Source organism: Acetobacter sp. DmW_125128 (genome assembly GCF_008704325.1).
GTDB classification, from domain to species: Bacteria; Pseudomonadota; Alphaproteobacteria; order Acetobacterales; family Acetobacteraceae; genus Acetobacter; species Acetobacter oryzifermentans.
Window position 1 is genome coordinate 1 of sequence record NZ_VHOP01000033.1, and the last position, 26,608, is coordinate 26,608.

Sequence of the window (26,608 nt, forward strand, 5' to 3'; positions counted from 1 at the left end):
CCTCAGATGGTCCGTCTTTCGACGAACGCATCAGGCCAGTGCTATCCGCGCTCACTCACGACACAAAATGCAACTGTAGTGCTAGGTAGAGCTGAGGTTGCCTGCGTATTGAACGCGCAAATCCAATATTTTAGCCTCTAAAGAGGCAGAGAATGCATTCAACAGAGTAAATTGTGCTGAAATCCATGTTTATTTTGTGGGTAGAGGATTGCCATTTTGCGCACGACATATTATTTCTAATTCGAAACGTACGTGTTGGTCTTACAATTGCGGTGAAGGCATCATGCTGCTGAATACTTTATTTGTGTTCGGCTGGTGGCAAGTGTGGATCAATACGTTTCGTATTCGTCACTATTTCTGATGCGCAAGAGAAGTGATACATGCGACAGACCAAAACCGATCGAAGTGCCTTCAAATTTGTATTGCTATCATGTTGCGCTGCATTTTTGTGTGAAACAGCTACATCCGTAGCTCACGCACAAACATCTGCACCTGCACAGGTTCAGGTGGGAGACATCGCCAAAACTCTTAAGCCCGAAGAGGCAGAAAAGGGGGCAGGTACCCCAACAGATGGAGAAGAGCCGCCTGCCACTTCTCTTTCTGAAGAGGAAGAGGCCATGAAGCCCAAGGCAGGCAACCTGTTCCATGTTAAACCCGGACACACACCCACATACTGGGAAGGTCTGGAAGGGCATGTCTCCATTGAAGCAGGGATTTCAGGAAACCCCTGGACCCGTTCTGGCCGCAACTTTGCGCAGTATTATTCAGATCGTGCCAATACGGTCACGCTGAACCAGATCATTGGCTCTCTGTCTCATCCTGTCACGTCTGTAGGCAGCGGATACGGCATCGGTTTTGTGCTGGAGGCCATGTATGGTTCCGATGCACGGTTTGACCCCACAATCGGGATGGGGTCTGGGTCTTTGCATGGTCTGTATCAATGGGCACCCACACAGGCGCATCTGGATGTACATCTACCGTGGATCTTCAAGCGCGGCATTGATGTGCAGATCGGCCAGATGTACGGCATTATGGGGGCAGAAGGCACACCCGCTCTTGCACGGCCATTCTACACATATAACTACGCCTCAGATTATATCGTACCGTTTCAGACGGTAGGCATTCTGGCCACCATGCATCTGACACGTCATATGGACTGGATTTTGGGGGTGGATGCAGGGAACTCCACAACCTTTGGTGCCTCTGGCAACAACAACAAGCCCAAGGGTTATTTTGGTCTGGCGTGGAACAAGCTGATGGATGGCAAGCTGGATGTGCATGCCATCGGGCATTTTGGGCCGCAGGGCAACAATGGCCGCACCATTGTTTCACCCACAGGGTGGGTGAGTGCAGGCATTGGCAAGCAGGCCAACAGCCTTATGCAGTATAATGCGGATGTGATGGCCTCGTATCATATCAATGATAAGATGACTGTTTCTGTGGATGGTACCTATCTGCACGATGATTCTTTGCGTGATGATGCTTATGGGGTGACAACCTATTTTTCTTACGACATTCACCCTTGGCTGACATTTAATGCACGCGGCGAAATCTTTCGTGACAATACAGGTGGGGTGATTACGGAATATTCCAGCTTTAACTCTCTTACGCAGGCTCTGAGCAACCAGCCTTTCCCATATTACAATGCCTTGCCCACAACCTATGGGGAGCTGACGGTGGGCGTCTCCTACAGGCCCGAGTTCGTGAACAAAAGGCTGGCGCTGGGCGGCTTTACTATCCGGCCTGAAATTCGGCTGGATAAATCCCTTAACGGCACGCATCCATTCAACCAGGCAGGCACTGTGCAAAACCCAACTGTTAATAACGGCACAAACAACATGCTCTGGTTCAGTTGCGATGCAACATGGTCGTTCTAAGGTGTTTTTAAAAATATAGAGGTGATAAGAATACGGGAGATATAAAAACAAAATCTCCCGTTTTTTAGCTTTCTATTTTATACAGCATAAAGAATGATGCATCTGCCTGAATATGTCGGGCATTGCTATTTTGGCTTCAATAGAACAGTCAGTCTCACCAACTGTCTCACGCATGAGACAATTGGTAACATTTTCTACAAACTCGCGTGAAAAACAGGACAAAAGTGTGACGGCATTGTGTCCTTTTATGTTGTGCAGGGCCATTGGCCGCTGCGTGAGCATGGTATCTCAGGATCATGCCGCCGTAACGGCTCGTGAAACTGTAGAAAGAGCACGAGTATGCGAGAGAGTCAGGCGAGGTTATTCTCGCTCATAACCTCTATTCTGCTTGCCATTGTGGGGCTTTTCCTCTTCTTTGGCGGCGCGGAACTTCTGTTCCTTGGTGGTTCCTGGTTTTATATTATTGCTGGCGGTGTCATGCTGGGGGCTGCTATCAGCGGCTTTCGCAAGCCTGCTCTGGCTATGCGGCTGTATGCAGCTTTGCTGCTTGTGGCCACTATTTGGTCTTTATGCGAAGTCGGGCTGAATATCTGGGGTCTGGAAGTTCGTCTCTTTACGCTTATCGGGCTAGGTGTTTGGCTTCTGCTGCCAGGTGTTTGGCGCTCGGGCAATAGCTGGCTGGGTGATAAGCGCGAAGTTCTGGGTTCTTTGGTGGTTTCCTGCCTTGTTGTTGTGGCAAGTTGCTTCAGTTCTTATTCCATTGATGGCACCGTACCGGCAGACCGCATGGCAGCAAGCGGCCAGTCTGATGAAACATCAGCAGGTGTGCCAGATGGAGATTGGACGGCTTATGGCCGCACTGTTGGCGGGGACCGTTACACTCCATTGGGGCAGATTACGGCTTCCAATATCTCGCACCTCAAACGTGCATGGGTTACCCGCACGGGGGATGTGCAGCAGCAGGGTGAAGGCACTGTAGCTGGGCCAGACCAAGGGCATGAGTTTAATCTGGAACTTACGCCCATTAAAGTTGGTGATACACTTTACATGTGCACACCCCATAGCTGGGTGATGGCGCTGGATGCAGCCACAGGTAAAGTGAAATGGAAGTTTGATCCGCACCCTGCAACGGCAGATTTGGACAAGAACGTCTATCTGGCTTGCCGCGGTGTTTCTTACTACCATATTCCTGATGAAATTCAGACAAGCTGCCGTAACCGCATTTACTCACCAGTTGCTGATGTGCGCATGGTGGCGGTAAACGCAGAAACCGGCAAACCCTGTGAAGATTTTGGGGATCACGGCTTTATCTCCCTGCGCCAGTATCTGGGCCATGTGCCGCATGGGTTCCATTTTGTAACCTCTCCGCCAATGGTAGCCAAAAACCGCGTGATTACTGGCGGGTGGATTTTTGATAACCAAGCCAATTTCGAGCCCTCCGGCGCTATCCGTGCGTTTGACGCCACAACAGGTGAAATTGCTTGGGCGTGGGATGCAGGGCATCAGCCAGAAACATGGAAACCCGGCCCGAATGATGAGCTAACGCGTGATACACCCAATGCTTGGGGTGTTTACACGGCAGACCTCAACCTTGGGCTTGTTTACATTCCTACGGGCAATTCTCCGCCAGATAACTGGGGCGGAACCCGTCGTCCGTTTGACGATGCAACATCCTCTGCCACAATTGCGCTGGATATTGTAACGGGTGAACGCCGCTGGACCTATCAGACCGTGCATCACGATCTGTGGGATATGGATCTGCCCTCCGGCCCATCCATGGTTGAACTTCCCGGCGCGAATGGTGAGCAAGTTCCCGCACTGGTGCAGAGTACCAAGCGTGGTGAGTTTTTTGTTCTGGACCGCCGCACCGGCACGCCTGTTCCGGGTTATCCGGTTGAAGAAAAGCCGGTTCCCACAGCAGGCCATGCGCCGGATGACCGTGTCTCTCCTACACAGCCTTATCCTGTTGGCATGCCTTCTCTTACACCGGCCAATCTTAAAGAGTCTGATATGTGGGGGGCAACGCTGCTAGACCAGATGATCTGCCGTATCCAGTATCGTCAGTCTGCTTACGAAGGGCAGTTCACACCACCGCATGTGGGTCAAACAACCATTGTTTATCCTGCATTTTACGGTGTTGTAGACTGGCAGGGTATTACCATTGACCCGCAGCGTAAGATTATGCTGGCCAATGCAAGTTATCTGCCTTTCCGTATCAAGCTGGAAAAACGTACGGGAATGGAGCAGGCCGGTACGCTGCCAAAATGGACCGGCAGTGGGGAAGAACCTGCGCCTAAAGGTGATGCCCTTTCTGTTTCTCCAGATTACGGAACACCCTATATTGCGCTTACCAACCCTTGGCTGAACCCACTACAGATCCCTTGTAAGGGGCCGGTTTGGGGCACGCTGACGGCGATCGATCTGGTTACCAAGAAGATTGTCTGGCAGCATCCTGTTGGCACAACGCGTGATACCGGGCCTTTCCGTACCCATAACAACCTGCCTTTGCCTACCGGTATGTATAATATTGGCGGCAATATTGTTACCAAAGGTGGCGTTGTGTTTATGGGTGCCACAGCAGATGATTATCTGCGGGCATTTGATCTGGCGAGCGGTAAGGTTATCTGGCGTGATCGCCTGCCAGCAGGCGGCCAGGCTACCCCCATGAGCTACGAAGCTGGTGGCAAGCAGTATGTGCTGATTGCAGCCGGTGGCCACGGTGGCCTTGGTACCAGAAGCGGTGATTACATTATCGCTTACACGCTTGATGGTGAGAAAGCTTCTCCCGCTCAGTAACGCGTTAACACATTGGGGTTCCAGTTTATCTGGAACCCCGCATCACGCGTTTATTTGATTGTTATTGTTGCTTATCGGAATATTCAGATGCGTTTGATAGAAGGCGGGGAGCGTCTGCTTTCCCTCGTGCGTTTCGTCATGCCTACAGTGATTGTGTGTCACGTAGTTCCTGCGCGAGCTGCGGATATCACGTTGGGCATTATTGGCCCCCATGAATATGACCTACCTGTGGATTTCAAGCCATTTAACGTGCTGGTGCAGTATGGTGATGGAAACGCCGCAGGCCATAGTTACGGAAGTGGTGGACAGCGTACGCCAACTGGCGGCAGCCATACATGGTCGGGTATGACAAAATATGTGCACTTTCGTAGTTTTGAAGCCATTCCTCATGTCGGATTTGCTTTTGAGTTGATCCAAACCGAAAGCTACAAACTGGCAGATGGCACAAATTACGGTGGGCTAGGGCCTACTATTGTTGGGCCAGCAGCATGGTTTAAGCCCAATAAGCACAGTACTTTTGGCATACAAACCTTTATGCAAACGCCATATGGCACAAGAGATGCAACATCTACAAATTATTGGTCAAATATATCCAGTTTAATATTTGATTATGAATGGAAACACTTCAGTTTTGATGGTGATGCCGGCACGGTTGTTGGGTCTACAAAACATCAAAAAGACCAGCATAGCTATTCACCCGGCGTGGTGTTTTACACCAACTTGCGATTTAGCTGGAAAGCGACCAAGAAGTTCGAGCCATTTCTTGCATTTGACTGGCAGAATGTAACAGGAACGCGCGATAATACGCTACGTCAGTATCTGGATAATTCTAACAGCCGTGAAATCGCTCTGGGCCCGGGGCTTATGTATAATATTAACCAGCACTTTTCGCTAACAGCCCGCTACTCGCATTCTCTTGAAGGGCGAAATACACCAGAAACGAATGCCTATTACGTAAAGTTTGTTTACCTTTGGCAGTAGGCTTTGTTTTTGAATAACAAAAAGTTTACTTGGAGAAGATAGGTAAAAAATAAAATACATAAATTACCTATGAGAGTTATATTTTTTATGTATAAGAGAAAAGCAACGTTAGAAAAGCCTTTAATATGTCCTTGCCGGATATGGTAGAGCCCTCGCGATGAATACACGGCCTTTTTCTCAACACACTGTTTCCAAAGCAGAAAGCCCGGAAGAAACAGTACAGAAATCTTGGATACGTTGCGAGACATCCTACCAGCTTGATCCTTCCCAAAAATGGAAGGCAGACGTTCTGTGTGGTGCAGAATTTCGGCATGTTAGCAGCCGGTCCGCATTGCTTTTGCGCCAAGCTTCGGAAGAAATGCAGCACCTTTTTACTTTGGTGCAAGGTTTGGGGCTTATGGTATTGTTGGCCGATCCAAACGCCATGATTCTGGCACGCTGCGCAGATGAAACACACCTTTCCGTTTGCCGCCGCCTTAATCTGCGTGAAGGTGCCATCTGGAGCGAAGAGATAGCAGGCACTAATGGTATTGGAACATGCGTAGAGGATAGATGCCCAGTTTTTCTGGGGCGAGGCGCGCATTGGCGCTTTTGTTTTTCCTTGCTGATTAGTTATGCTGTGCCGATATTCGATGCACAGGGGCGTGTTGCAGGAGCCCTAAACCTTGCCTCCATGAATGGCAAAACAGTCCAGCCTATTGACAAACTGCTAATGGAAACACTTGCGCAATCTGGCCGGCGTATTGAAGAACAGCTTTTCCGTAACAGTTATGCAGGGCAAAAAATACTTACCTTGGGTTCTGTAAGGGGGTGCTCAGCACCTTTGGTTTCTATTAACGACCAAGGGGAGATTACAGGTGCCACGCATGCTGCGCGTGAATGGATGGGCTGGACAGATCAAACTATTGCCCAACATCCCAACCTGTTAACCGAACTGGAAGAGGGTTCGGAAATAAGTTTCCAAAAGGCGGAAGAAAACGTTATCCGCTCCGCTTTGGCTGTTTCTCAGGGAAATGTTACGCAGGCTGCACGTTGTTTGGGAATTAGCCGTGCAACACTTTACCGCAAGATGAAGGGTTTTGGAATTAACTAAAAGCCTTTACTGGAACGGGAAGTACCGGAAAGTTACGTAAACTGTGTTGCCTGATGTTGCCGGGTCTACGCTATCGCCATGCCCATCATTACCCTTAAAGGCGAACTTGCGCACAAAGGTATATTGCAAGCCTGCCATCATGCTTCCGTAACGGCCTTGCAAAAAGTGCCACCAGCCGCCAGCGGTAAAGGAGGCAAGGGTGTGTGTTTGTGCACTGCATACTCCAAATTCCACATCGCACCCAGCCAGATCCAGATCGTTTACGCCGTAACCATATTGCTTGCCATCTGCGCCAATATAACGTTTGCGACCAGAAGCTTCCACACCCCCATAAGTGTAAAGCAGCACGGAAGAATTGGGGTGCCCCACCAAGCCGAGTGACCCCATAATTTCGGGAACAGGCGTAAGCTGCCCACGGCCGTTGAATGTTGTATCTGGTATCTGGGTTGGTCCATAACGGCCAATGCCATCACCGGCCAGAACATCGCCGGTAAGGTGTAGGCGGTTCGTGCCCAAGGGGGCTGTCATACCAGCACCTACGCCGCCACCAAAATGGGTGTGTTTTTTGGTTGTTGTTGTTCCCGGCTCCACGGCAAGAGAGCGGAACCAGCGCGCAAGGCCGAACACTTCATAATGACCGAAGGATGTATCTGCCGCTGCCTTCAGAATCATATCTGGAACAGGGTTGTAAGAGTAATTTGTGGCTGCGTTTAGCAGCATTCCCCCGGTATTGGCATAGTAAACACGCGCGCCTTCTGCTTGCCCCCGCGCAGCAGGAATGGTGCTGCCAGAACTGACAGTGGAAGAGAAACCAACGGTCGCCTGAGGGTCTTCAATAGAAAGGCCAAGCCAGTATTTCTGATTCCAGTCCTTGCCAATTCGGATTTGAGGTACGCGTGTAAAAACAATACCGGGCAACTGGTTGTTATCTGTAACTGCGGGCAATTCTTCTTGGCGGGGAATAATGCCTTTGGCGTAGTTTGTAGCCAAGCTCCATGCTTGCCCCATAAGAATATGTAAGCCCCAATCCTTTTGGGTGAACGTAAAGTAACCTTGCCGCAGACGCGGCGTGTAGCCGTTAATTTGCACGCTGTTAGTTGTGCTGCCAGAACCCGCAAAATCACTTTCAACATAAGCCTGCAAGCGGGAAGACTTGCTGGGGTTAGCTTCCATTAAAATAGACAGGCGGCTGAGCTGAGCAGAAAGCCGTTCTTCAGACAACCCATGGTTGGGGCTGTTGGCATAAGGAAAATTGCCCCAGCCCGTTGCCGGACCGCTGGTCATGTTGGAACTACGCCAGATATTGGACATATCTATAAAGCCACCCAGCTTTACAGATATGCCACCAATACTGAAAATGGGCGGTAATCTATCAACTTCTGTTTGCGTAATGGCAGTAGGGCTGGAAGATGAAAGATCGATTGAGGAATGGCTTTTTTCTTCTGCATCTGCGCCAGAGGGTAAGTCAGAGCCAGTGGCTCCGGGTAGCCACTTAAAGTTCACACCGTTTTTTGCAGTTCCGCCTTGCGTATTGGAGGCAGTTTTAACTGGGGCTTCATCTGGTGAGAAGCGGATGGAAGGATCTTCCCGATCTGCTTGATTTGCGTAAGCAGTGGCAAGCTTATTGCCAGTATGTGCGCTTGCAGGTGTATTGGCGCTATGGGCAACATTACGAGCGGGGGCAGAGGTGCCTGTATGCCGCTTGGCCTGACGGGATTCAATTGCTTCCACCTGCGCAGCCAACCGGCGCATTTCCGCCTTAATGGCTGCCAGTTCCTGCGCATCATCTGCCAGAGCGGGGGCAGAAAGCAGTATGGTGCAGGTAAATACGCTCCCTGTCAGTAACAGTTTTCTCATATTTCCCACGGTATGTGCATGTTGAATGCTGTACCATTGCACGATGAAATTATTTGCATGATAATTTTTTATGGAATCATGCATTGAGCCAAGTTCATGAGGGCGCAATATGTCACGCCCTTTTGAATGATGTAAACAAAGCGTGTAGAATAAACATTTGGCGATAGCAAGTCTATGAAGTGGCCAAATTCATAGCAGAAATGCATCTTGGTTTTTCTAGCCCTTACTTAGTAAAGGAGTTAGTGAAACGATATATATAAGTAAATTTCAAAAATCTTATAAATATCTGGTTGAAAATCATCATCGTCTAAATGTGATGGGCGTGGCCTCATTTTTAGACGCGGAAGAGGTCTATGCTGCTCAAACCAGAAAGCTGGCTGAACGTCACGAGCCAGCAGGGAGGTCATGTATCATGAGCAATAATCCGCAAATTCGTTTTTGTCCTGTAGGCATTCAGGCCACAGGTGTCCGGCAGGAACGGGATTCAATGGGAACCATAGATGTTCCGGCAGACAAATACTGGGGAGCACAAACCCAGCGCAGTCTGGTGCATTTTTCCATTGGCACAGAGCGTATGCCTCTACCGCTGTATCATGCATATGGCATTGTTAAAAAAGCGGCTGCGTTGGTGAACGCGGCAGAAGGGCGTATGCCGCAATGGAAGGCAGATCTGATAGCTACGGTTGCAGATGAAGTTACAGCAGGTAAGCTGGATGCACATTTTCCGCTGTTTGTTTGGCAGACAGGGTCTGGCACCCAAACAAATATGAATGTGAATGAGGTTATTGCAAACCGTGCCATTCAGCTTGTAGGTGGCAAAATTGGCTCTAAAACACCCATCCATCCCAATGATGATGTGAACATGGGCCAATCCAGCAACGATTCATTCCCAACGGCCATGCATGTTGTCACATTGCTGGAAATTGAAAACCGACTTTTGCCCAGCGTAGAAAAGCTTATAGAAGCTTTACGGCAAAAGGCTGAACAATGGATGGACGTTGTTAAAATTGGCCGTACCCATTTACAAGATGCTGTACCTTTAACAGTAGGGCAGGAATGGTCTGGCTGGGTGCAAATGCTAGAAGATGCGCTTTGTGGCCTGCGTAAAGATCGTGAAGCTTTGTTCGAGCTTGCTGCTGGGGGTACTGCTGTTGGCACGGGGCTGAATGCGCCAGTAGGTTTCAGCAAAGCCATAGCTGCGCGTATAGCAGAGCTAACAAAGCAGCCATTTGTTACGGCGCCTAACAAATTTGCTGCGTTAAGTGGGTTGGATGCCATGGCCAGAACATCTGCGGGTTTGCGCGGCTTGGCGGTGCCATTGCTGAAAATTGCCAACGACATGCGCTGGCTGGCCTCCGGCCCACGTTGCGGGTTAGGTGAACTGCATCTGCCCGAAAATGAACCTGGCTCTTCTATCATGCCCGGCAAAGTGAATCCCACCCAATGTGAAGCAATGGTGATGATTGCAACGCAGGTGTTGGGGAATGATAACACCATTGCTTTTGCAGCTAGTCAGGGCCAGTTGGATCTGAATGTTATGCGGCCGGTAATATTGGCCAACTGTCTTGCCAGTATCCGTATTTTGGCCGATGGCTGCCATAACTTCCGCATTTTTTCTGTTGAAGGTACGCAACTAAACGAAAAGCGGCTCAAGCAGAATGTGGGTGGGTCCGTTATGCTCGTTACCGCTTTGGCCCCTGTTATTGGCTATGACAAGGCTGCGGAAATTGCGCACATTGCCATGGAGCATGATCTTTCCCTCAAGGATGCGGCCCTTAAATCTGGTTACGTAGATGCAGCTACTTTCGACAAGGTGGTAAACCCACTTGATATGGTGGGAGAAGGCGTTGCCGGGGCCTGAATACTAAATATTTCAAGCCTTAACGGAGTGGGGAGGGTTTCTCTCTCCCCTTCATTTTACGGTAAAATCAAAAACCACCACATTGGCCAGAAATGGTGCAGCAAATTTTTTAAAGGCATCATGCGCGGGGTCAAAACATCCGCTCGTGTGTACAATCGGGCGACCTACATAGTAATTACGATCACCTTCTGAACGGAAGGTAACAAGATACCCATAATCCAGCCCGTGATCTGCATTTTCACCACTATTTTGTGGCCCAGATTCCAAGTTGGCAACAACCGGTTTGCCATTCGGTCGGCGTGAGTGTGTCGCCAGTTCCAGAAAACGACGTGTGACTTCCTGCCTTTCGGCAGCAGTCGCTGTGGTGCGGAACTGAAGCATCACCATATGCCGCACAGTGCCGGGGCGAAAGTCTGGCGCAGTAAAGCGCTGTTCACCTATCTGTTTCACCAACGCATACGTGGCCTGTGCGGCTGCATCCAGCGTGAGGGTTTCATTTGCACAGGCGCGGGTAGAGTAAATGCCTGATCCGGTAAAAAACAAACCTGCTATCAAGCCCAAGCGGATGGAAAGATGAGATGTTATGGTCATCTGTCTTTCATAACACAGATTGCTGCTGGCTCACCTAATGCTACAGGCTGCCTCTCTCTTAAATATGGAAGTACGTTTGGCTTTTTGACAAGCAAGGCTTGTGTTGCGTAACAGGACGACCGTGAAGAGAGATTTTGTATCCGCCGCAGCCAAGAAAGGAGGCAGATAGCGTGACACAGCGTTTTACGCCGCCAGAGGTTAAAGGGTGGTGTCCGGGTCTGTTTGCCCCCATGCAAGCCAAAGATGGCTGGTTGGTGCGTGTAAGGCCACCATTGGGCCGGATAACTGCGGCGCAGGCTGTTTTTCTGGCACAGATTGCAGAGCGTGAAGGCAATGGGCTGATCTGCCTTACCAACCGCGCCAGCTTGCAATTACGTGGGTTCTCTCATAACAACGCCTTGCGTTTTCCCGAACTGGCCGTTCTGGCAGGTTTAGGTATGGCCAATCCTGAGCATGAAAAGCGCTTGGCGTTATTGGTATCCCCTTTGGTGGGGTGTGATCGATCCTGTGCTCCAGATACGTTGGAATGTGCCGCAGCTTTGCGCATGGCCTTGTGTCATGCCGATAATCTTTCTGTATTGCCGGATAAGTTTGGCTTTGCCGTAGATGGCGGAGGGCTGTTTACTGTTGGGTTGTTGAAGGCAGATATCACGTTGCAAGCCAATGGGGCGGGGTTGTGGTCTGTTGTATGTGGCAATCAGAAAAGCAAAGCTGCTCCAATTCAGACCATAGTTGAATTGGCTGTAAAGCTGGCCGCGGCTTTTACCGCCATCCCGGAAGGTAAGCGGCCAGCACGGTACCCAGCAACGGGTAAAATGCTCTTTCAGGCCATTCATCAGCCTTATTATCCAGCAGAAGTTACGAGTGCAGCCGTGCCGGATCCGGTTTTATTAGCAGGCTCAATAGGTGCTGCCTTATATGCCCTTAATGCGCCATTAGGCATTTTAACATCCACTATGCTGCGTAGCTGCGCACATCATGCACGAAACGGAGATGGCATCCTGCGGCTTACGCCGTGGCACAGTATTATTCTGCACGGTATGCCGTACGCGCCGCATGTGGCGGATATGGTGGATACAAGCACCAATCCTATTTTACGAGTTTCTGCCTGCATGGGAAATGCAGGATGTGCGCAAGCAGAAGGTGCAACACAAGCATTGGCAAAAACACTGGCGCATAGTTTGGGGGCAGGGGAAAGCCTGCATGTATCTGGATGCAGTAAAGGCTGTGCGCACCCTGCAAAAGCAAGCTGGACGGTTGTTGCCGCCCAAAATGGCTATGGGCTCATCCACAATGGCACGACATCGGGGCCTGTCATGCGCTTTTTCCCAGATGACACAGCAGTCGAAGACTATTTTATAGGCACCAAGCCACAGGAAAGGATAATGAATGGCCGCGTATGAGTATATCAAGGATGGAGCAGCTATTTACGAACGCTCCTTCGCGACCATTCGGGCGGAAGCCGATCTGTCTGCCTTTGCGCCGGAAGAAGCGCAGGTTGTCGTACGTATTATTCATGCCTGCGGCATGGTGGAAATGGCGCAATCTGTTAGCATGACGGCTGATTTTGTTACGGCTGCCCGCATGGCTCTGAAAAAGGGCTGCGATGTTTTGTGTGATTCCGAAATGGTGGCGCATGGGGTTACGCGGGCGAGACTGCCTGCTGATAATGCCGTAACCTGCACGCTGCGCGATAGTCGCACCCCGGAATTGGCGCGTCAGATTGGCAACACCCGCTCAGCCGCAGCGCTGAATTTGTGGGGTGAAAAGCTGGCTGGAGCAGTGGTTGCCATTGGCAATGCACCGACAGCACTCTTCCACTTGCTGGAAATGTTGGATGCAGGCGCACCGTACCCTGCGGCCATTATCGGGCTGCCGGTAGGTTTTGTGGGGGCCATGGAATCTAAGGAAGCTCTTTCCCTCCGCAAGGATGTGCCTTGGCTTGTTGTGCGCGGTCGGCCGGGGGGCAGCGCCATGGCTGCTGCTGCTGTAAATGCTCTGGCTTGTGAGCGTGAATAAATGACACGCGGCAAATTGCAGGTTGTTGGCGTAGGCCCGGGTGATCCCGAACTCATGACAGTAAGGGCTGTTCGGCTGGTGCAGGCGGCAAAGGTCGTGGCGTATTTCTGCCGTCATGATAGGCCGGGCCATGCGCGTACTATTGCACGTGCACATATTGCGCCCGATGCCGAGGAGTTGCGGCTGGAATATCCATTCACAACAGAAGTTTCCGTTGCCAATCCGGCGTATCATGGTGGCATGAGCCAGTTTTATGATAACTGCGCGCGCAATCTGGCTCAACGGCTGGAAAAAGGGCAGGACGTCGTTCTGTTATGTGAGGGCGACCCCTTTCTGTATGGTTCGGCCATGTATCTTTTTGATCGGCTGAAAGCTGGTTTTGAAACCGAAATTGTACCCGGCATTATGGCCATGAATGGCTGCTGGACACAGGCACATCTGCCCATAACGCACGGAGATGATGTGTTGTGCGTTCTCCCTGCCACATTGCCAGAAGAAAAGCTGACCAACTGGCTGGAACAGGCAGATGCCGCAGTTATCATGAAAACAGGCCGTAATATGCCACAGGTCAAGCGGGCGCTGGAAAAAGCGGGGCGTTTGGAAGATGCCGTATATGTTGAACGCGGCACGCAGGAAAATACCCGTATGTGTGCCTTGCAAGAGCAGGCAGATAACGTGCCTTATTTCTCTCTGGTTCTGCTGCCGGGTCGGAAAGGTGTGAGATGAAGGGTAGCGTTACCATTATAGGGTTAGGGCCAGGTAATAGCCTCCAGCGTACGCCACAGGCAGATCAGGCCTTAGCTCAAGCAACAGATCTTGTTGGCTATGGCCCGTATGTAAATCGGGTAGAAGCCCCTTCGCACGTTGTTCGTCATGCCTCAGACAATAGGGTAGAACTTGATCGCGCTCGTCATGCGTTGGAAATGGCAGAGCAAGGGCGACATGTGGCAGTTGTTTCTGGTGGAGATGCAGGCGTATTTGGCATGGCCAGCGCTGTGTTTGAAGCATTGGAGCAAGGGCCAGATAAATGGCGTACGCTGGATATTAACGTTGTTCCTGGCCTAAGTGCTGTTCTGGCTGCGGCTGCGCGGCTGGGTGCCCCGTTGGGTGGGGATTTTTGTGTGATGTCCCTTTCAGATAACCTCAAGCCTTGGGATGTCGTGCTGGAACGGTTGCGGTTGGCTGCACAGGCTGGATTTGTGATTGCGCTGTATAATCCTCGGTCTCATGCCCGCCCGTGGCAGTTGGGTGAGGCATTGGAGCATTTGCGCGGTGTGTTGCCAGCCACTATTCCCGTTGCTTTCGCGCGCGCCATTGGGCGACCTGATGAAGCTGTGCGGCTTTCCACCCTGCAGGATGCCAATGCGGAATGGGCCGATATGAGCACATTGGTGCTGATAGGTTGTAAAGCCAGCCGTTTGGTGGATCGGCCCAATGGTGAACCGTGGTTCTATACTTTACGGCGGGTTGATGCAGCTTGATGCGCCTGTAACCATACCATGGCTTGTTGGGCAGTTTCTACTGTAGGGATATGAGGGCAGGCCACTGGGCGGTCAATCATCAGGACGGGAATACGCAACAGGCGTGCAGCTTCCAGTTTGGGGTATGTAGCACTGCCCCCAGAGTTTTTGGAAACCAGAAGTGTGATGCCGTAATCCTGCATCAGCTTGGCTTCACTGTTCACATCAAAAGGCCCGCGATCCAGCAGAATGGTTGCATTTGGAGGTAAGGAGGCAGGATCGGGCGCATCAATAGAGCGAATGAGGTAATGATGTTGGGGCGCAATTTTAAACGGCGCTAATTCCTTACGGCCTGTTGTTAAAAAAATGCGCTGTGGTGCTGTTCTCCATTTTGGGGAATTGGCTAACAGGCTGGCGGCTTCTTTCAGATTAGCTGCATGGAACCATCTATCGCCTGGCATTTCCTGCCAATCAGGACGTTCAAGACGTAACAGTGGCGTTTGCGTAGTGCCGCAGGCTATGGCGGCGTGTTGGCTCATAGTGGCAGCAAAAGGGTGGGTGGCATCTATGAGCGCGCTGATGCCATGTGTTTTAAGCCATGTGCTTAATCCATCAACGCCTCCAAAGCCACCAATCCGCACGGATAGCATAGGTAAATGCGGCTGTTTGGTTACTCCGGCAAGGGAAAGCGTGGTACTGATGGAGGGGGTCTGCTCCAGATCACGGCACAAGGCAGAAGCTTCTGTGGTGCCGCCGAGAACAAGAACGTGAAAATTATTGGAAGATGAAGGCATACGGGCAAGCTTTACAGCATAAAAAATAAAACTGTTGTAAAAGCCCAGCCCATTAGCGTGCAAGTGTGTGCCAAAAAAGGAATGGATAAATGACCGAGCAACCCCAACATGCGCCACACCCCCCGTGGCTCACCCTGATCGGGATTGGGGAAGATGGTGTGGAAGGTCTTTCTCCTGTTGCGCGTTCCATTCTTACACAAGCGGTTTTTGTGGTCGGAGGGGCTCGCCATTTGGAACTGGCGGCTTCATTAGTGCAGGGGAAAACACTTGCTTGGCCCACACCCTTTGAACGCGGAATAGATGCTATTCTTGCCCGAAAGGGTGCGCCAACTGTAGTGTTGGCCTCTGGTAATCCATTCTTTTTTGGCGTGGGTAATACACTTGCGCGTTCTATCCCACCACAGGAAATGCTGTGCTTACCAGCTCCATCTTCTGTGGCTTTGGCATGTAGTCGGCTTGGGTGGGCAGAGCAGGATTGCCGGGTGATTTCTTTATGTGGCCGCCCCATAGAGCAGCTTTATCCAGCTTTGCAGCCATCTGGCCGTGTGATTGTACTGTCTGCTGATGAAAATACGCCGCGTGTTTTGGCCAACTGGCTTAGTAATAAAGGGTTAGGGGCAACGCGCTGCCATGTGCTGGAGCGGCTGGGTGGCCCACATGAAGCCATGCACAGTTTTTACGCCAGCAAAGGGGCGCCGGATAAGATACAACGGCTTAATCTGATCGGGTTGGAAATAGATGCCCAAAGCGCTCCGCACACATTGCCCCTTGCCAATGGGTTGCCCGATACGTGCTTCGAACATGATGGCCAGCTTACAAAGAGGGAAATTCGCGCTGTTACACTGTCATCCCTAGCGCCTCGGGCAGGGGAGTTGTTGTGGGATATTGGGGGGGGAGCTGGCTCCATCAGTATTGATTGGATGTTGGCATCTCCCTTCTGCCGCGCTGTGTGTGTTGAAGCGCAGCCAGAGCGGGTTGCACGCATTGCACGCAATGCTGTGGCTCTTGGTGTGCCGGGGTTAGATATAAGGCAAGCCCGTGCGCCAGAAGGCATGGAAGATTTGCCAAAGCCTGATGCTATTTTTATTGGCGGAGGCGCAAGCCGCGCTGGTGTGTTGGAAACTGCATGGCAGGCTCTTAAACCCGGTGGTCGTATTGTCGTGAATGCCGTGGTGGCCGAAACAGAAGCGCGCTTGCTACGCGCTATGCAGGAGTGGGGTGGAACGCTTACGCGTATCTCTGTGTCTCGGTTAGAGAAGATAGGTTCTCTGCACGGTTTCCGCCCTGCCATGCCGGTAACGCAATGGATTGCGCAAAAGCCCGGCACCGCATGATATTTCTAGGTATGGGCTGGAACAGCAGGGCTACCTTAGCACAGGCTCAGGCGTGTATTGAACTCGCCTTGGCGCGGCAGTTTGGTAAAGAGTTGTCAGCTCTTGCTGTGCCTGCATTTCGGCATACAGAAAATCTGCCGTTACAGGCAGCAAAATGGCTGGACATCCGAATTATCTGGGTAGAGCTTGCCGTCATGCAGCAGATGAATGCGCAATGCCAGACAGTATCAGCCCGTAGCATGCAGCATACTGGCGTGGTCTCGGTATCTGAAGCCTGTGCATTGGTTGCGGCTGGCCCACAGGGCAAACTTATTGTACCGCGTTGCAGCATGAGTGGTGTGACATGCGCCGTGGCAGAAGGAGATATTTGAATGACCGTGCATTTTATAGGGGCAGGCCCCGGAGCAGCTGATCTGCTTACCATACGCGGAAGGGATATTTTGGCATCCTGTCCAGTATGTTTGTATGCAGGATCTATTGTGCCGCCGGAAATGCTGCAATTCTGCCCGCCTGATGCGCGCAAGGTTGATACAGCCCCCATGACATTGGACGAGATTGAAGCCGAATACGTAAAAGCCCATCAGCAAGGGCAGGATGTGGCACGCCTGCATTCAGGTGATCTGTCTGTGTATAGCGCTGTGGCAGAGCAAATCCGCCGCTTGGACAAGCACGGTATTCCGTGGAGCATGACACCGGGCGTACCAGCCTTTGCGGCAGCGGCTTCCATATTAGGGCAGGAATTAACCATACCAGGCGTTGCCCAAAGTGTGGTGCTCACGCGTGTAAACGGGCGTGCTTCCGCCATGCCGGAAAAAGAAACGCTGGCAGCGTTTGGCGCTACAGGGGCGACATTGGCTATTCATCTGGCAGTGCATGCGCTGGATAGAATTGTAGAAGAGCTAACACCCTTTTATGGGGCGGATTGTCCGGTAGCCATTGTGGCCCGAGCGACATGGCCAGATCAGCTTGTGCTACGCGGAACACTCGCTAACATTGCAAATAAATTAAAAGAAACCCCCATAGAACGCACCGCACTTGTGATAGTGGGCCGGGTATTGGGGGATAAAGATTTTAGGGAAAGCGCTTTGTATAACCCTGATTATCGGCGGCGTTTTCGCGGGCAAGACTAAGCTTTCAGGCTTGCCCAACCAGATTGCCTGCACGGTCAAACACCAGCACATCGGCTTGTATGGGGGCGGGGTGTAGAACGTCCTTAACGGTTTGCAAGGCCGAGCGGGCAATGAGGTTGCCTAGCGGAAAACCCTGCTGACTTGCGTGCAAAAAGGCCTCTGCTACTGTGGGGCTGCGCGCAATAGTGTCTGCTATATCGGGTTTTCCGTTATGTGCGAGAACAAGCGCAGCCAACTGGCGCATGTCTGCTGGGCCTCGTTTAGAATGCAGGTCCATAAAGCCTTGGCCAAGCTTGGTCATTTTGGCGATACCGCCAGAGATCGTAAGGTGTGGCACAGGATGTTTGCGAAGGTATTTTAACAGGCCACCAGCAAAATCCCCCATTTCAATAAGCGCACTGTCGGGCAGATTATAGAATTTCTGCACGCCTTTTTCAGAAACATTTCCGGTGCTTCCTGCCAAATGCGTCAAGCCTTCAGCGCGCGCAACATCCACTCCCCGATGGATGCTTTCAATCCATGCTGAACATGAAAAAGGCACTACAATGCCGGTTGTGCCCAGAATTGACAAACCGCCCAAAATGCCTAGCCGACTATTTAACGTACGTTCAGCCAGTTTTTCTCCATTTTCTACACTGATACTCACCTCTGCATCTGGGCAGATACCGGCATTTGCTTCGGTTAAAGCTGCACAGATCATGGCCCGAGGTGTTGGATTTATGGCTGGCTCTCCCACCGCTAGCGGCAAGCCGGGGCGGGTGACAGTGCCTACACCGGGGCCCGCTTGAAATACGATGCCGCAACCAGCAGGCAAAGCTTTGACGGTTGCACGGATAAGCGCTCCATGCGTGATATCGGGGTCATCTCCCGCATCTTTAATAACTTCAGCAAAAGGTGCCTCTAGCGTGCCACCGGTACGGGCAATGGCGAAACCAACATGTTGGCCGGAGGGAAGGGTGATATTTACGCAGGCTGGGGCCGAATGGCCGTTTAGGATCTGCCACGCTGCCTTTGCGGCGGCTGTTGCGCAGCTACCTGTTGTCCAGCCTCGCCGGAGGGGATGAGTGTTGGGTGCCATGCTGCATGATGTAATTCATCTGCGTGTTGCAGAACATAAAAAAAGCCCCATCCATTGCTGGACGGGGCTTTTTGCCAGCTTTGCATATAAAGCAGAGCGGATTCAGGATTGTTTGCTGAGGGAAAGTTCTTCACCAATATCACCACGGGCTGCGGCTGCGCGCTTCTGTTTCTCCCGTTCGGAGATTTTTTTCAGGTAACGACGTGCTTCGGGTGAAATGGTCAGGCACATGGTCATCAGGGCAGAGGCAACATACAGACCAGAGAAGATCCAGATAATACCTTCAACGCCGTGCCAGGATTCAAACCACGTTACAATGGCCGGGCCAACCCATGTGCTGGCGCCAGCGCCCAGCCCAAGAGCTGAAAGAGCCGCAGCTTTTTCCTTCGGGCAAATCTGGGGCACCAAACCGGACAGAGGCACAAAAGCAGCTAAGGAAGCGCCATACAAAGCGCCTACAATAGCAGCAATCATAAAGTTGCCGGGGAACATCTGCGGTACATAATAGAAAGCAGGCACCATAATGGCTGCCCCAATGCCGCCACCAAAAGCCACAACTTCGCGATGGCCGAATTTGTCTGCTGAGATACCGGAAAACAGGTTTACCAGAATATTGGACAGGAACACGATGGACAGCAACTGCAACCACTGAGAAAGCGTAAAGCCAATAACCTTGGTAAAGAAGGTCGGCATAATCACCAGAAACGCATATTCGGATGATGTGTTGATTGTGCGTACCACCATGGCCACAAAGGTTTTGGGTTCGCGCCATAGAATACTGATAGAACTGAAGAAGATTTCCTTGGCTGGAGTGCCAGGGGCTGCCAGACGCTGAGAGCCTGTGGGTTCACGCGTAAGCAGCAGAGCTAGCAAGCCACCAAAAACAACCATCCCCAGAGAAGACCAGAAAGTGGCCATTTCTCCGATAACGGGGATGGCAAAGCTGGCGAACAGAGAGCCTAAGGTAGGCAGACCACCAGAAAAGGCAAACCAGAACCAGCCTGCTGCAGAACCAAGCTGGCGCGGCGGCGTGGCAGCAGCAATCCAGACCAGAAAGCCGTAGGTGAACAGCGGATATCCTAAACCACGCAGGGAATAGGCCAACAGCATAATGGGATAGCTGTTAACGGCAACACCACAGGCTAGAAAGATAACTTCAAAAACGGCCCAGATCGCCAAGCCAATCCACATTACCCGCTTGGGGCCCCATAGATCAGACAGTGGGCCAGATAGCCATGCGGAGATAGAAACAGTAACGCCGTAAATAGTGAACAAAAGTGCGGTATTACCGGCTGATGTACCATGCCCTTCCAGATAAGGGGCAAGGTAACCGGCTTCTACACCATCACCGATCATGAAGAACAGAAGCCCCACAAAGCCCCAGAACAGGGGCGCGGGAATTCCAAGACGATCTGCAAAAGATGCAGGCGGAGGCGACAGGGAGTCTGTCTGTTTCAAGGGGAGATACTCCTCTTTACACAGGCAACCGTCATTTTGACGGGATATTCCACCGAAGTGCGGAATATGCTGGCTGACTGCAATTCTCCGGGTGATGCCAAATGGCCGTTCACTCCGGAATCTTGTGGAAAAATACGGTTCGGAGGGAAGTCCGCGCCTGAATGGGAAGAGCCAATAGGGGCTTCTAACCATAAAAGCCTCAGGACATGTGTCTGAGGGAAAAAAGCGCAGCGGGTCTGCGGCACTATGCGATAGCTGGATGTATCTGCTTGCCAGATGGGAGAAAAGGAAAAATCTGAGAGTAAACAGATTATGGTTTTATATTATTGCAATAATATAAAACAGGCACCCATCTAAAGACCACAAGAAAACGAAACCATTTGATGTTAGGGAAGAATTACAATTCTAAAGAAAAGGCCTCTCCTTATGCCAGTTGTCATAACATTGCCTTGATAATATTTTCTGATAAAATTTTCAACGGAAAATTTTTGCAATATATTATTTTGGCATAATTACAAAATGTGAAAATAAATATATAAATTTATAATAATTGAAAAATTACTTTTTAAAATCATAAATTTATAAAACAAATACTCATGTATTATTTTTCATTTTTATTTATATACAAACCTTTCCTGTGTTTATGATTATGAATTCTCACAAAATATAACACAGGAAAAGTTTTTTATAATCAGACGGCTATAGCATCCAGCAAGGCAATGCCCGAACGCTTGGAAAGAGCCTGCCTATAGTTCTCTACTGCAGCGGGATAGGTAAGCCCTTTGATAATGGAAAAACTGTGCAGATGCGCAAACAGATGAATATCATCATAAGAAAGCGCCCCCTGAAGAGCAGATGGTTCAGGCAGGAGAGGGGCCAAATCTTCTAACAATGCATTTAACGGGAGAAGGGTCTCTGGGCCTTCATTAAAAATCGTGCAGAATGGGCCAGTTGAAGTCTCTTTTTTGCGAATAAAGTATGCTCGTCCAGATGTGGTGGAAAACTCCGCGAAAGGGGCCGCTGCGGCGCGAGGCAAAAACTGCCTATACAGCAGCGAACTGGAGCGGCTGATCCAATCAGAAACTTCTGGCCGAGAAGGAACTGTAAGGAGAGGTGTTCCTTCCCGGTCTATCTGCGCAATAATATCCAGACTTTCCCCCAGATAGTGCCCGTTTTCTTCCAGAATGGGCAGCATTTTCTGGCCGATCATACCTATGGGTGTTGCTTCATCATCATTTTGAAGAACAACAATCTCGACAGGAATGTTTTTGAGGCCAAAAATCATTCTGGCTTTAATGCAGAATGGGCAATGATCATAAACATAAAGTTTACGCATAAGAGACAACTTTCTGATACAGAGTGTAGGATCGAATATCCTGCAAAAACAGGGTGTTTGCTTTGCTGTTTACGCACTAAGCATAAAACTTATCATAAATGATTTTATAGCAGAAAGAGGCCAAAATGGATGCACAATTCTGGGACATGAAATGGCAGAAAAACCAAATTGGCTTTCATCTTTCCGCTGTTAATCCGCTTTTGGTCAAATATTTCCCTGTTCTGGAGCTTAAGGAGGGCGCACGTATTTTTGTGCCATTATGTGGCAAAACGCTGGATATTCATTGGCTCCTACAACGTGGCATGAAGGTGGTTGGAGTAGAGCTTAGCCAGATTGCGGTAGAACAGCTTTTTTCTGAACTTGGTATAACGCCACAAATATCTCAAGTGGCCTCCAATATGCTGTGCTTTAAGGCTGAAAACCTAAGCATATTTGTGGGTGATATTTTCGCGCTCTCTCGTGCATTACTCGGTTGCGTGCAGGCAATTTACGATCGGGCCGCTTTGGTGGCCTTGCCGCCCGCCATGCGTATAACTTATGTAGAGCATCTGATAGATATTTCGGGCAAGGTAGAGCAACTTCTTGTTACTTTAGGTTATGATCAGTCTTGCATAGCGGGGCCACCGTTCAGTGTAACCCAGCAAGATATTCAGCGGTATTATGGGGCAGATTATGCCATAATGTGTTTGGATAATACTTCGGTAGCAGGAGGTCTAAAAGGCGGTGTGCCAGCTACCGAGAGCGTATGGCTTTTGAAACCTGAATAGTCTGTATCAGGAATTTACCCAAAAACGGACAGGTAATCATTTATATTGTTAAATAAAGGATACGGTTAAGAAATAATTTTGCTTATTCTTACAGCTTTGACCTCTTGCGTCTTCTTCCCTATATGAGCCTTCTTTTTGACAAGTTTCATGCTCCAGAGGGAGAAGAATGACAGATGGCAGAGGTTGCTTCACCTACTAATACCAAACGGCGCACCTACGCTATCCTGATTGCCCTTGTGCTTGGCATTCTGTGCGGGCTTGCGGTGCATGATCTGTTTCCGGCCTATATTTCGGCTGCGCATCAGGTGGCAACCTTGTTAACAGGGTTTTTCCTGCGGCTTATACGCATGATTATTGCGCCGTTGGTATTTGCAACATTGGTAAGCGGTATCGGCAAGCTGGGGGACGATACCTTGGTGGTGCGCGTGGGTGGGCGCGTTTTGCTGTGGTTTATCACCATGTCCTTTATTTCGCTGCTTATTGGCTTGTTTGCAGCCAATATTTTGCAGCCAGGTCATGGGTTTTCTGCGCCTCTGCCGTCTGATATTTCATCCTTAAAGCATCCTTTTCAGCCTGTTGAATTTTTACTGCATGTGGTGCCAACCAGTGTCATGGATGCCATGGCGCGCAATGATATTCTTCAGATCGTGGTATTCTCGGTTCTGTTTGGTGTGGCCTTGCCCGCTGCGGGCAAGGCCGGTGAAACCATGCTGAAATGGACCGAAGAGCTGGCGCATATCATGCTGCGTATGACAGACATGGTGATGGTGCTGGCGCCACTAGCCGTATTTGGCTCTATTATGGGTACTGTAGCGCAAAGTGGCGCTGGCATGTTGCTGCATTTTGGACGGTTTTTAGCAGAATTTTATGGCACGATTTTTGTGCAGTGGGGCGTTCTTACCTTTATTGCTTTTCTGGTTCTGGGGCGCAGCATTAAAAGGCTGGTGAGCGAGCTTGTGCAACCTGTGCTGTTAGGTTTTGCCACGGCCAGTAGTGAATCTGTTTATCCGCTGCTGCTTGAAAAGCTGGAAAATTTTGGTGTACCTACTCGGATCAGCGGTTTTGTGCTGCCGCTAGGGTACAGCTTCAATATGGATGGCTCCATTCTGTTTCAGTCTTTCGGGGCCATTTTTATTGCACAGGCTTATGGCATCCATATGCCGTGGTCTCAGCAGTTTCTGATGCTGTTGGTGATGATGCTAAGCAGTAAGGGTATTGCGGGCGTACCGCGAGCCTCACTTGTGACGCTTGTGGCTGTGCTGCCTCAGTTTGGTCTGCCGGAAGCAGGTATTGCGCTCATTCTGGGTATTGATCATTTTCTGGATATGATGCGCACAGCAACCAACGTGCTGGGCAATGGGTATGCCGCTGCAATCTCGGCTAAATGGGAAGGTGCGCTTTCTGATGGGCCAACAGAGGATACGCTTTAAGCTTTAATATAGTGCCCGATTGGCCGCGTTAAACGCCAGAAAACGCTATATGCAGGGCACCTATTCTTTTTTCCATACCACAGGGCAGAAATAGGGGGCGTATAATGCCCCCATGAAAACACAGTCTTCTGCCAGCAGCCCAGCCGATATGATTTGCGTCCGCGGTGCACGTGAACACAATCTGAAAAACGTTTCTGTTTCTGTGCCGCGCGATAAATTTGTTGTAATGACCGGCGTTTCAGGGTCAGGCAAATCCTCGCTGGCATTTGGCACAATTTATGCAGAAGCCCAGCGTCGGTATCTGGAATCTGTTTCTCCTTACGCACGTCGGCTGTTTAATCAAATGCCAGTGCCGGTTGTGGATGCCATAGAAGGCCTGCCCCCAGCCGTAGCATTGCAACAGCAGCGCGGAGGCAGTAGCAGCCGATCTTCTGTTGGCAGCCTAACCACACTCTCAAATCTATTGCGCATGCTGTATTCGCGGGCTGGCACGTATCCTGCTGGCATGAGCCGTTTGGAGGCAGAAGATTTCTCGTCGAACACGCCAATGGGGGCATGTCCACGCTGCCATGGGCTAGGGCGTATTTACGATGTAACAGAAAAAACATTGGTTCCGGATGATACGCTCAGTATCAGGCAAAGGGCCGTTGCGGCATGGCCGACTGCATGGCAGGGCCAAAATTTGCGGGATATTCTGATCACGCGTGGTGTGAATGTAGATATTCAGTGGAAAGATCTTCCCAAAGCCACGCGGGACTGGATCCTTTACACAAAGGAAACCCCAACAGAACCCGTTTACCCCGGTCGCACGCATGCGCAAGTGCTGGAAGCTATCAAGCACGGTGTTCCCGCAGATTATAACGGCACCTTCACCGGTGCACGCCAATATGTGCTGAACACATTCACCAAATCGCAAAGCGCTAAAATGCGGGCGCGGGCTGCATCGTTCATGGTTAGCAGCGTGTGCCCAGAGTGTCATGGTCAGAAGCTTAAAGTTGAAGCGCTTCAGGTGTTATTTGCTGGGCGCAATATTGCCGAGCTTTCATCTTTACCGCTCAAGAAAATTACAGCCATTTTGCGCGAACAAAGCCAGCAACTCAAAAAGCAGACCGATGCGACGGGGTTGGCCGCTTATGGTATTGTGGAAGCGCTGATAGAACGCTTGCAAACTTTATTGGAATTGGGGCTTGGCTACCTTCAGTTAAGCCGGGGCGTGCAAACACTTTCCCCCGGTGAATATCAACGTCTGCGTTTGGGCACCCAAATCCGTTCTAATTTGTTTGGTGTGCTGTATGTGCTGGATGAACCAAGCTCTGGTTTGCACCCATGCGATACACAGGCCCTTCTTAAGGCACTGCATGGATTGTTGGATGCAGGAAATTCGCTCTTGGTGGTTGAGCATAACTGCCAAGTTATTCGGCATGCAGAATGGCTGGTAGATGTAGGGCCAGATGCAGGCGAAAAAGGTGGGGAAATCCTGTATAGTGGCTCATTAGAAGGACTGAGGTCTGTTTCTCGTTCCCGCACGCGGCCTTATATATTTAATGAGATCAAGCACGGGCAGATGGTTCCGCTCAAGCCTGAAGGGTGGCTTTGCCTGAAGAGTATCAATTGGAACAATTTACACAATGTCACGCTAGAATTGCCCTTAGGTGTAATGACGGTAGTGACGGGTATTTCTGGTTCCGGAAAATCCAGTTTAGCCGGTCAGGCATTGGTCAGCATCGTTTCCAAGGCACTTGGGCAGAAAGAACCCGTTGAGCAGCCTGAAGCCGGTGAAAACGATATTCCAGAAGTGGCGGAAAGTGCTGAACCAGAAGGGCAGGTGGTCAGCGGGTTACAAAATATTCGGCGCCTTGTGGTGGTAGATCAAAAGCCCATTGGGCGCACACCTCGCTCTAATCTTGCAACTTATACGGGCCTGTTTGATCAGATACGGCAGGCTTTTGCCGCTGTGCCACAGGCCAAGCAGCAAAAAATGGATGCCGGATGGTTTTCATTTAATGTGGCAAAAGGCCGCTGCCCGCGTTGCGAGGGCGTGGGTTCTATTGAAGTAGAACTCCTGTTCCTTCCTAGTGTGTATGCCCCGTGCCCGGAATGTCATGGCGCACGCTACAAGCCGGAAGTGCTGGCTATTACCCATAAGGGGCGCAATATCGCTGATGTGCTCAATATGAGCGTTGATGAAGCACATGAGTTTTTTGCAGACAGCCCCAATATTGCTCATGGATTTGATACCTTACGGCAAGGTGGCTTGGGTTATTTACGTTTAGGCCAGCCTGCCACAACGCTTTCCGGTGGAGAGGCGCAACGTATCAAACTGGCGACAGAGCTTCAGAAAAAGCGGGCTGGGCATATATTATATGTGCTGGATGAACCCACAACGGGATTGCATCCGGCAGATGTAGATCGGCTTATGCGGCAGCTTCGACAGCTTGTTGCACAAGGTCATACGGTAGTGCTGGCTGAGCATGATATGCGTCTTGCTGCTCAAAGTGACTGGATGCTGGATATGGGGCCAGGCGCAGGAGATGAAGGGGGGCAAATTGTTGCCAGAGGTACACCTGCAGATATTGCCAAAAATCCAGAAAGCCGCACCGGCCCGTTCCTACGCGAATATCTATAACTCGCTTCCAACCCCAACATGACAATCCGGTAATAATTTTTTCTGATTTTAGGGATTGACGTTATATTATGGTGGGGTGTAGAAGCTGCTTCACCGAGACGGAGTAGTCTTGGCGGGTTT

At 50.6% G+C, this 26,608-nt stretch carries 21 protein-coding genes; 15 read left to right on the forward strand and 6 right to left on the reverse strand.

The window, feature by feature from the left end; genetic code table 11:
* Positions 1–380: 380 nt before the first annotated feature.
* The 4 genes from FKW19_RS10175 (at position 381) to FKW19_RS10195 (ending at position 6,747) form a co-directional block, all read left to right on the forward strand.
* Positions 381–1,877 (forward strand): outer membrane beta-barrel protein, encoded by a 1,497-nt coding sequence (locus FKW19_RS10175; protein WP_089179113.1) that lies wholly within the window; start codon positions 381–383, stop codon positions 1,875–1,877.
* Positions 1,878–2,216: 339 nt separating this feature from the next.
* Entirely contained in the window at positions 2,217–4,673 is a 2,457-nt protein-coding gene (locus FKW19_RS10185; protein WP_006117177.1) for a membrane-bound PQQ-dependent dehydrogenase, glucose/quinate/shikimate family, read from the forward strand.
* 87 nt (positions 4,674–4,760) lie between these two features.
* Positions 4,761–5,654 (forward strand): transporter, encoded by an 894-nt coding sequence (locus FKW19_RS10190; protein ID WP_035350792.1) that lies wholly within the window; start codon positions 4,761–4,763, stop codon positions 5,652–5,654.
* A gap of 157 nt (positions 5,655–5,811) precedes the next feature.
* Positions 5,812–6,747 carry a helix-turn-helix domain-containing protein gene (locus FKW19_RS10195; protein WP_089179111.1) on the forward strand — a complete coding sequence of 312 codons (936 nt, stop codon included), beginning with the start codon at positions 5,812–5,814 and terminating at the stop codon, positions 6,745–6,747.
* A 6-nt stretch (positions 6,748–6,753) separates the two neighbouring features.
* On the opposite strand, the gene FKW19_RS10200 is transcribed toward FKW19_RS10195, so the two are convergent.
* Positions 6,754–8,688 carry a hypothetical protein gene (locus FKW19_RS10200; RefSeq protein WP_089179110.1) on the reverse strand — a complete coding sequence of 645 codons (1,935 nt, stop codon included), beginning with the start codon at positions 8,686–8,688 and terminating at the stop codon, positions 6,754–6,756.
* A gap of 328 nt (positions 8,689–9,016) precedes the next feature.
* Between FKW19_RS10200 and fumC the strand changes: the two genes are divergently transcribed.
* The gene (fumC, locus tag FKW19_RS10205; RefSeq protein WP_035350750.1) at positions 9,017–10,465 is read left to right on the forward strand and encodes a class II fumarate hydratase; all 1,449 of its coding nucleotides are present in this window, start codon (positions 9,017–9,019) and stop codon (positions 10,463–10,465) included.
* 51 nt (positions 10,466–10,516) lie between these two features.
* Here fumC and FKW19_RS10210 read toward each other — a convergent pair whose 3' ends face one another.
* Positions 10,517–11,056: a Dabb family protein gene (locus FKW19_RS10210; RefSeq protein ID WP_089179109.1), complete on the reverse strand. Its 540-nt coding sequence runs from the start codon at positions 11,054–11,056 to the stop codon at positions 10,517–10,519.
* A 170-nt stretch (positions 11,057–11,226) separates the two neighbouring features.
* On the opposite strand from FKW19_RS10210, the gene FKW19_RS10215 reads away from it, so the two are divergent.
* From FKW19_RS10215 to cobJ, 4 genes are read left to right on the forward strand one after another with little or no spacing between them, the layout of a single operon-like run.
* Entirely contained in the window at positions 11,227–12,459 is a 1,233-nt protein-coding gene (locus FKW19_RS10215; RefSeq protein WP_089179928.1) for a precorrin-3B synthase, read from the forward strand.
* Positions 12,446–13,075: a precorrin-8X methylmutase gene (locus FKW19_RS10220; RefSeq protein ID WP_089179108.1), complete on the forward strand. Its 630-nt coding sequence runs from the start codon at positions 12,446–12,448 to the stop codon at positions 13,073–13,075. Before FKW19_RS10215 ends, FKW19_RS10220 begins: the two co-directional genes overlap by 14 nt.
* Positions 13,076–13,801: a precorrin-2 C(20)-methyltransferase gene (locus FKW19_RS10225; RefSeq protein ID WP_089179107.1), complete on the forward strand. Its 726-nt coding sequence runs from the start codon at positions 13,076–13,078 to the stop codon at positions 13,799–13,801.
* Complete coding sequence (cobJ, locus tag FKW19_RS10230) at positions 13,798–14,556, forward strand: precorrin-3B C(17)-methyltransferase (RefSeq protein WP_089179106.1); 759 nt, start codon at positions 13,798–13,800, stop codon at positions 14,554–14,556. The genes FKW19_RS10225 and cobJ overlap by 4 nt, the downstream gene beginning before the upstream one ends.
* Here cobJ and FKW19_RS10235 read toward each other — a convergent pair.
* A complete protein-coding gene (locus FKW19_RS10235) occupies positions 14,526–15,329 on the reverse strand; it encodes a cobalt-precorrin-6A reductase (RefSeq protein WP_089179927.1) in 804 nt (267 codons plus the stop codon). The genes cobJ and FKW19_RS10235 overlap by 31 nt on opposite strands.
* Before the next feature lie 89 nt (positions 15,330–15,418).
* Between FKW19_RS10235 and cbiE the strand changes: the two genes are divergently transcribed.
* From cbiE to cobM, 3 genes are read left to right on the forward strand one after another with little or no spacing between them, the layout of a single operon-like run.
* Positions 15,419–16,663 (forward strand): precorrin-6y C5,15-methyltransferase (decarboxylating) subunit CbiE, encoded by a 1,245-nt coding sequence (cbiE, locus tag FKW19_RS10240; protein ID WP_150150582.1) that lies wholly within the window; start codon positions 15,419–15,421, stop codon positions 16,661–16,663.
* A complete protein-coding gene (locus FKW19_RS10245; protein WP_089179104.1) occupies positions 16,660–17,034 on the forward strand; it encodes a cobalamin biosynthesis protein in 375 nt (124 codons plus the stop codon). The genes cbiE and FKW19_RS10245 overlap by 4 nt, the downstream gene beginning before the upstream one ends.
* Entirely contained in the window at positions 17,035–17,793 is a 759-nt protein-coding gene (gene cobM, locus FKW19_RS10250) for a precorrin-4 C(11)-methyltransferase (protein WP_089179103.1), read from the forward strand.
* 4 nt (positions 17,794–17,797) lie between these two features.
* On the opposite strand, the gene FKW19_RS10255 is transcribed toward cobM, so the two are convergent.
* The 3 genes from FKW19_RS10255 to grxB all read right to left on the reverse strand — a co-directional run bounded on the left by FKW19_RS10255 (position 17,798) and on the right by grxB (position 21,665).
* Positions 17,798–18,871, reverse strand: a complete 1,074-nt coding sequence (locus FKW19_RS10255) for a cobalt-precorrin-5B (C(1))-methyltransferase (protein ID WP_089179102.1) — start codon at positions 18,869–18,871, stop codon at positions 17,798–17,800.
* Positions 18,872–18,973: 102 nt separating this feature from the next.
* Entirely contained in the window at positions 18,974–20,329 is a 1,356-nt protein-coding gene (locus tag FKW19_RS10260) for an MFS transporter (protein ID WP_089179101.1), read from the reverse strand.
* 691 nt (positions 20,330–21,020) lie between these two features.
* The gene (gene grxB, locus FKW19_RS10265) at positions 21,021–21,665 is read right to left on the reverse strand and encodes a glutaredoxin 2 (RefSeq protein ID WP_089179100.1); all 645 of its coding nucleotides are present in this window, start codon (positions 21,663–21,665) and stop codon (positions 21,021–21,023) included.
* 125 nt (positions 21,666–21,790) lie between these two features.
* Between grxB and tmpT the strand changes: the two genes are divergently transcribed.
* From tmpT to FKW19_RS10280, 3 genes are all read left to right on the forward strand, one after another.
* A complete protein-coding gene (gene tmpT / locus FKW19_RS10270) occupies positions 21,791–22,432 on the forward strand; it encodes a thiopurine S-methyltransferase (RefSeq protein ID WP_089179099.1) in 642 nt (213 codons plus the stop codon).
* A 173-nt stretch (positions 22,433–22,605) separates the two neighbouring features.
* Positions 22,606–23,862: a dicarboxylate/amino acid:cation symporter gene (locus FKW19_RS10275; RefSeq protein ID WP_006117159.1), complete on the forward strand. Its 1,257-nt coding sequence runs from the start codon at positions 22,606–22,608 to the stop codon at positions 23,860–23,862.
* Positions 23,863–23,974: 112 nt separating this feature from the next.
* Complete coding sequence (locus FKW19_RS10280) at positions 23,975–26,488, forward strand: excinuclease ABC subunit UvrA (protein ID WP_089179098.1); 2,514 nt, start codon at positions 23,975–23,977, stop codon at positions 26,486–26,488.
* Positions 26,489–26,608: the final 120 nt, after the last annotated feature.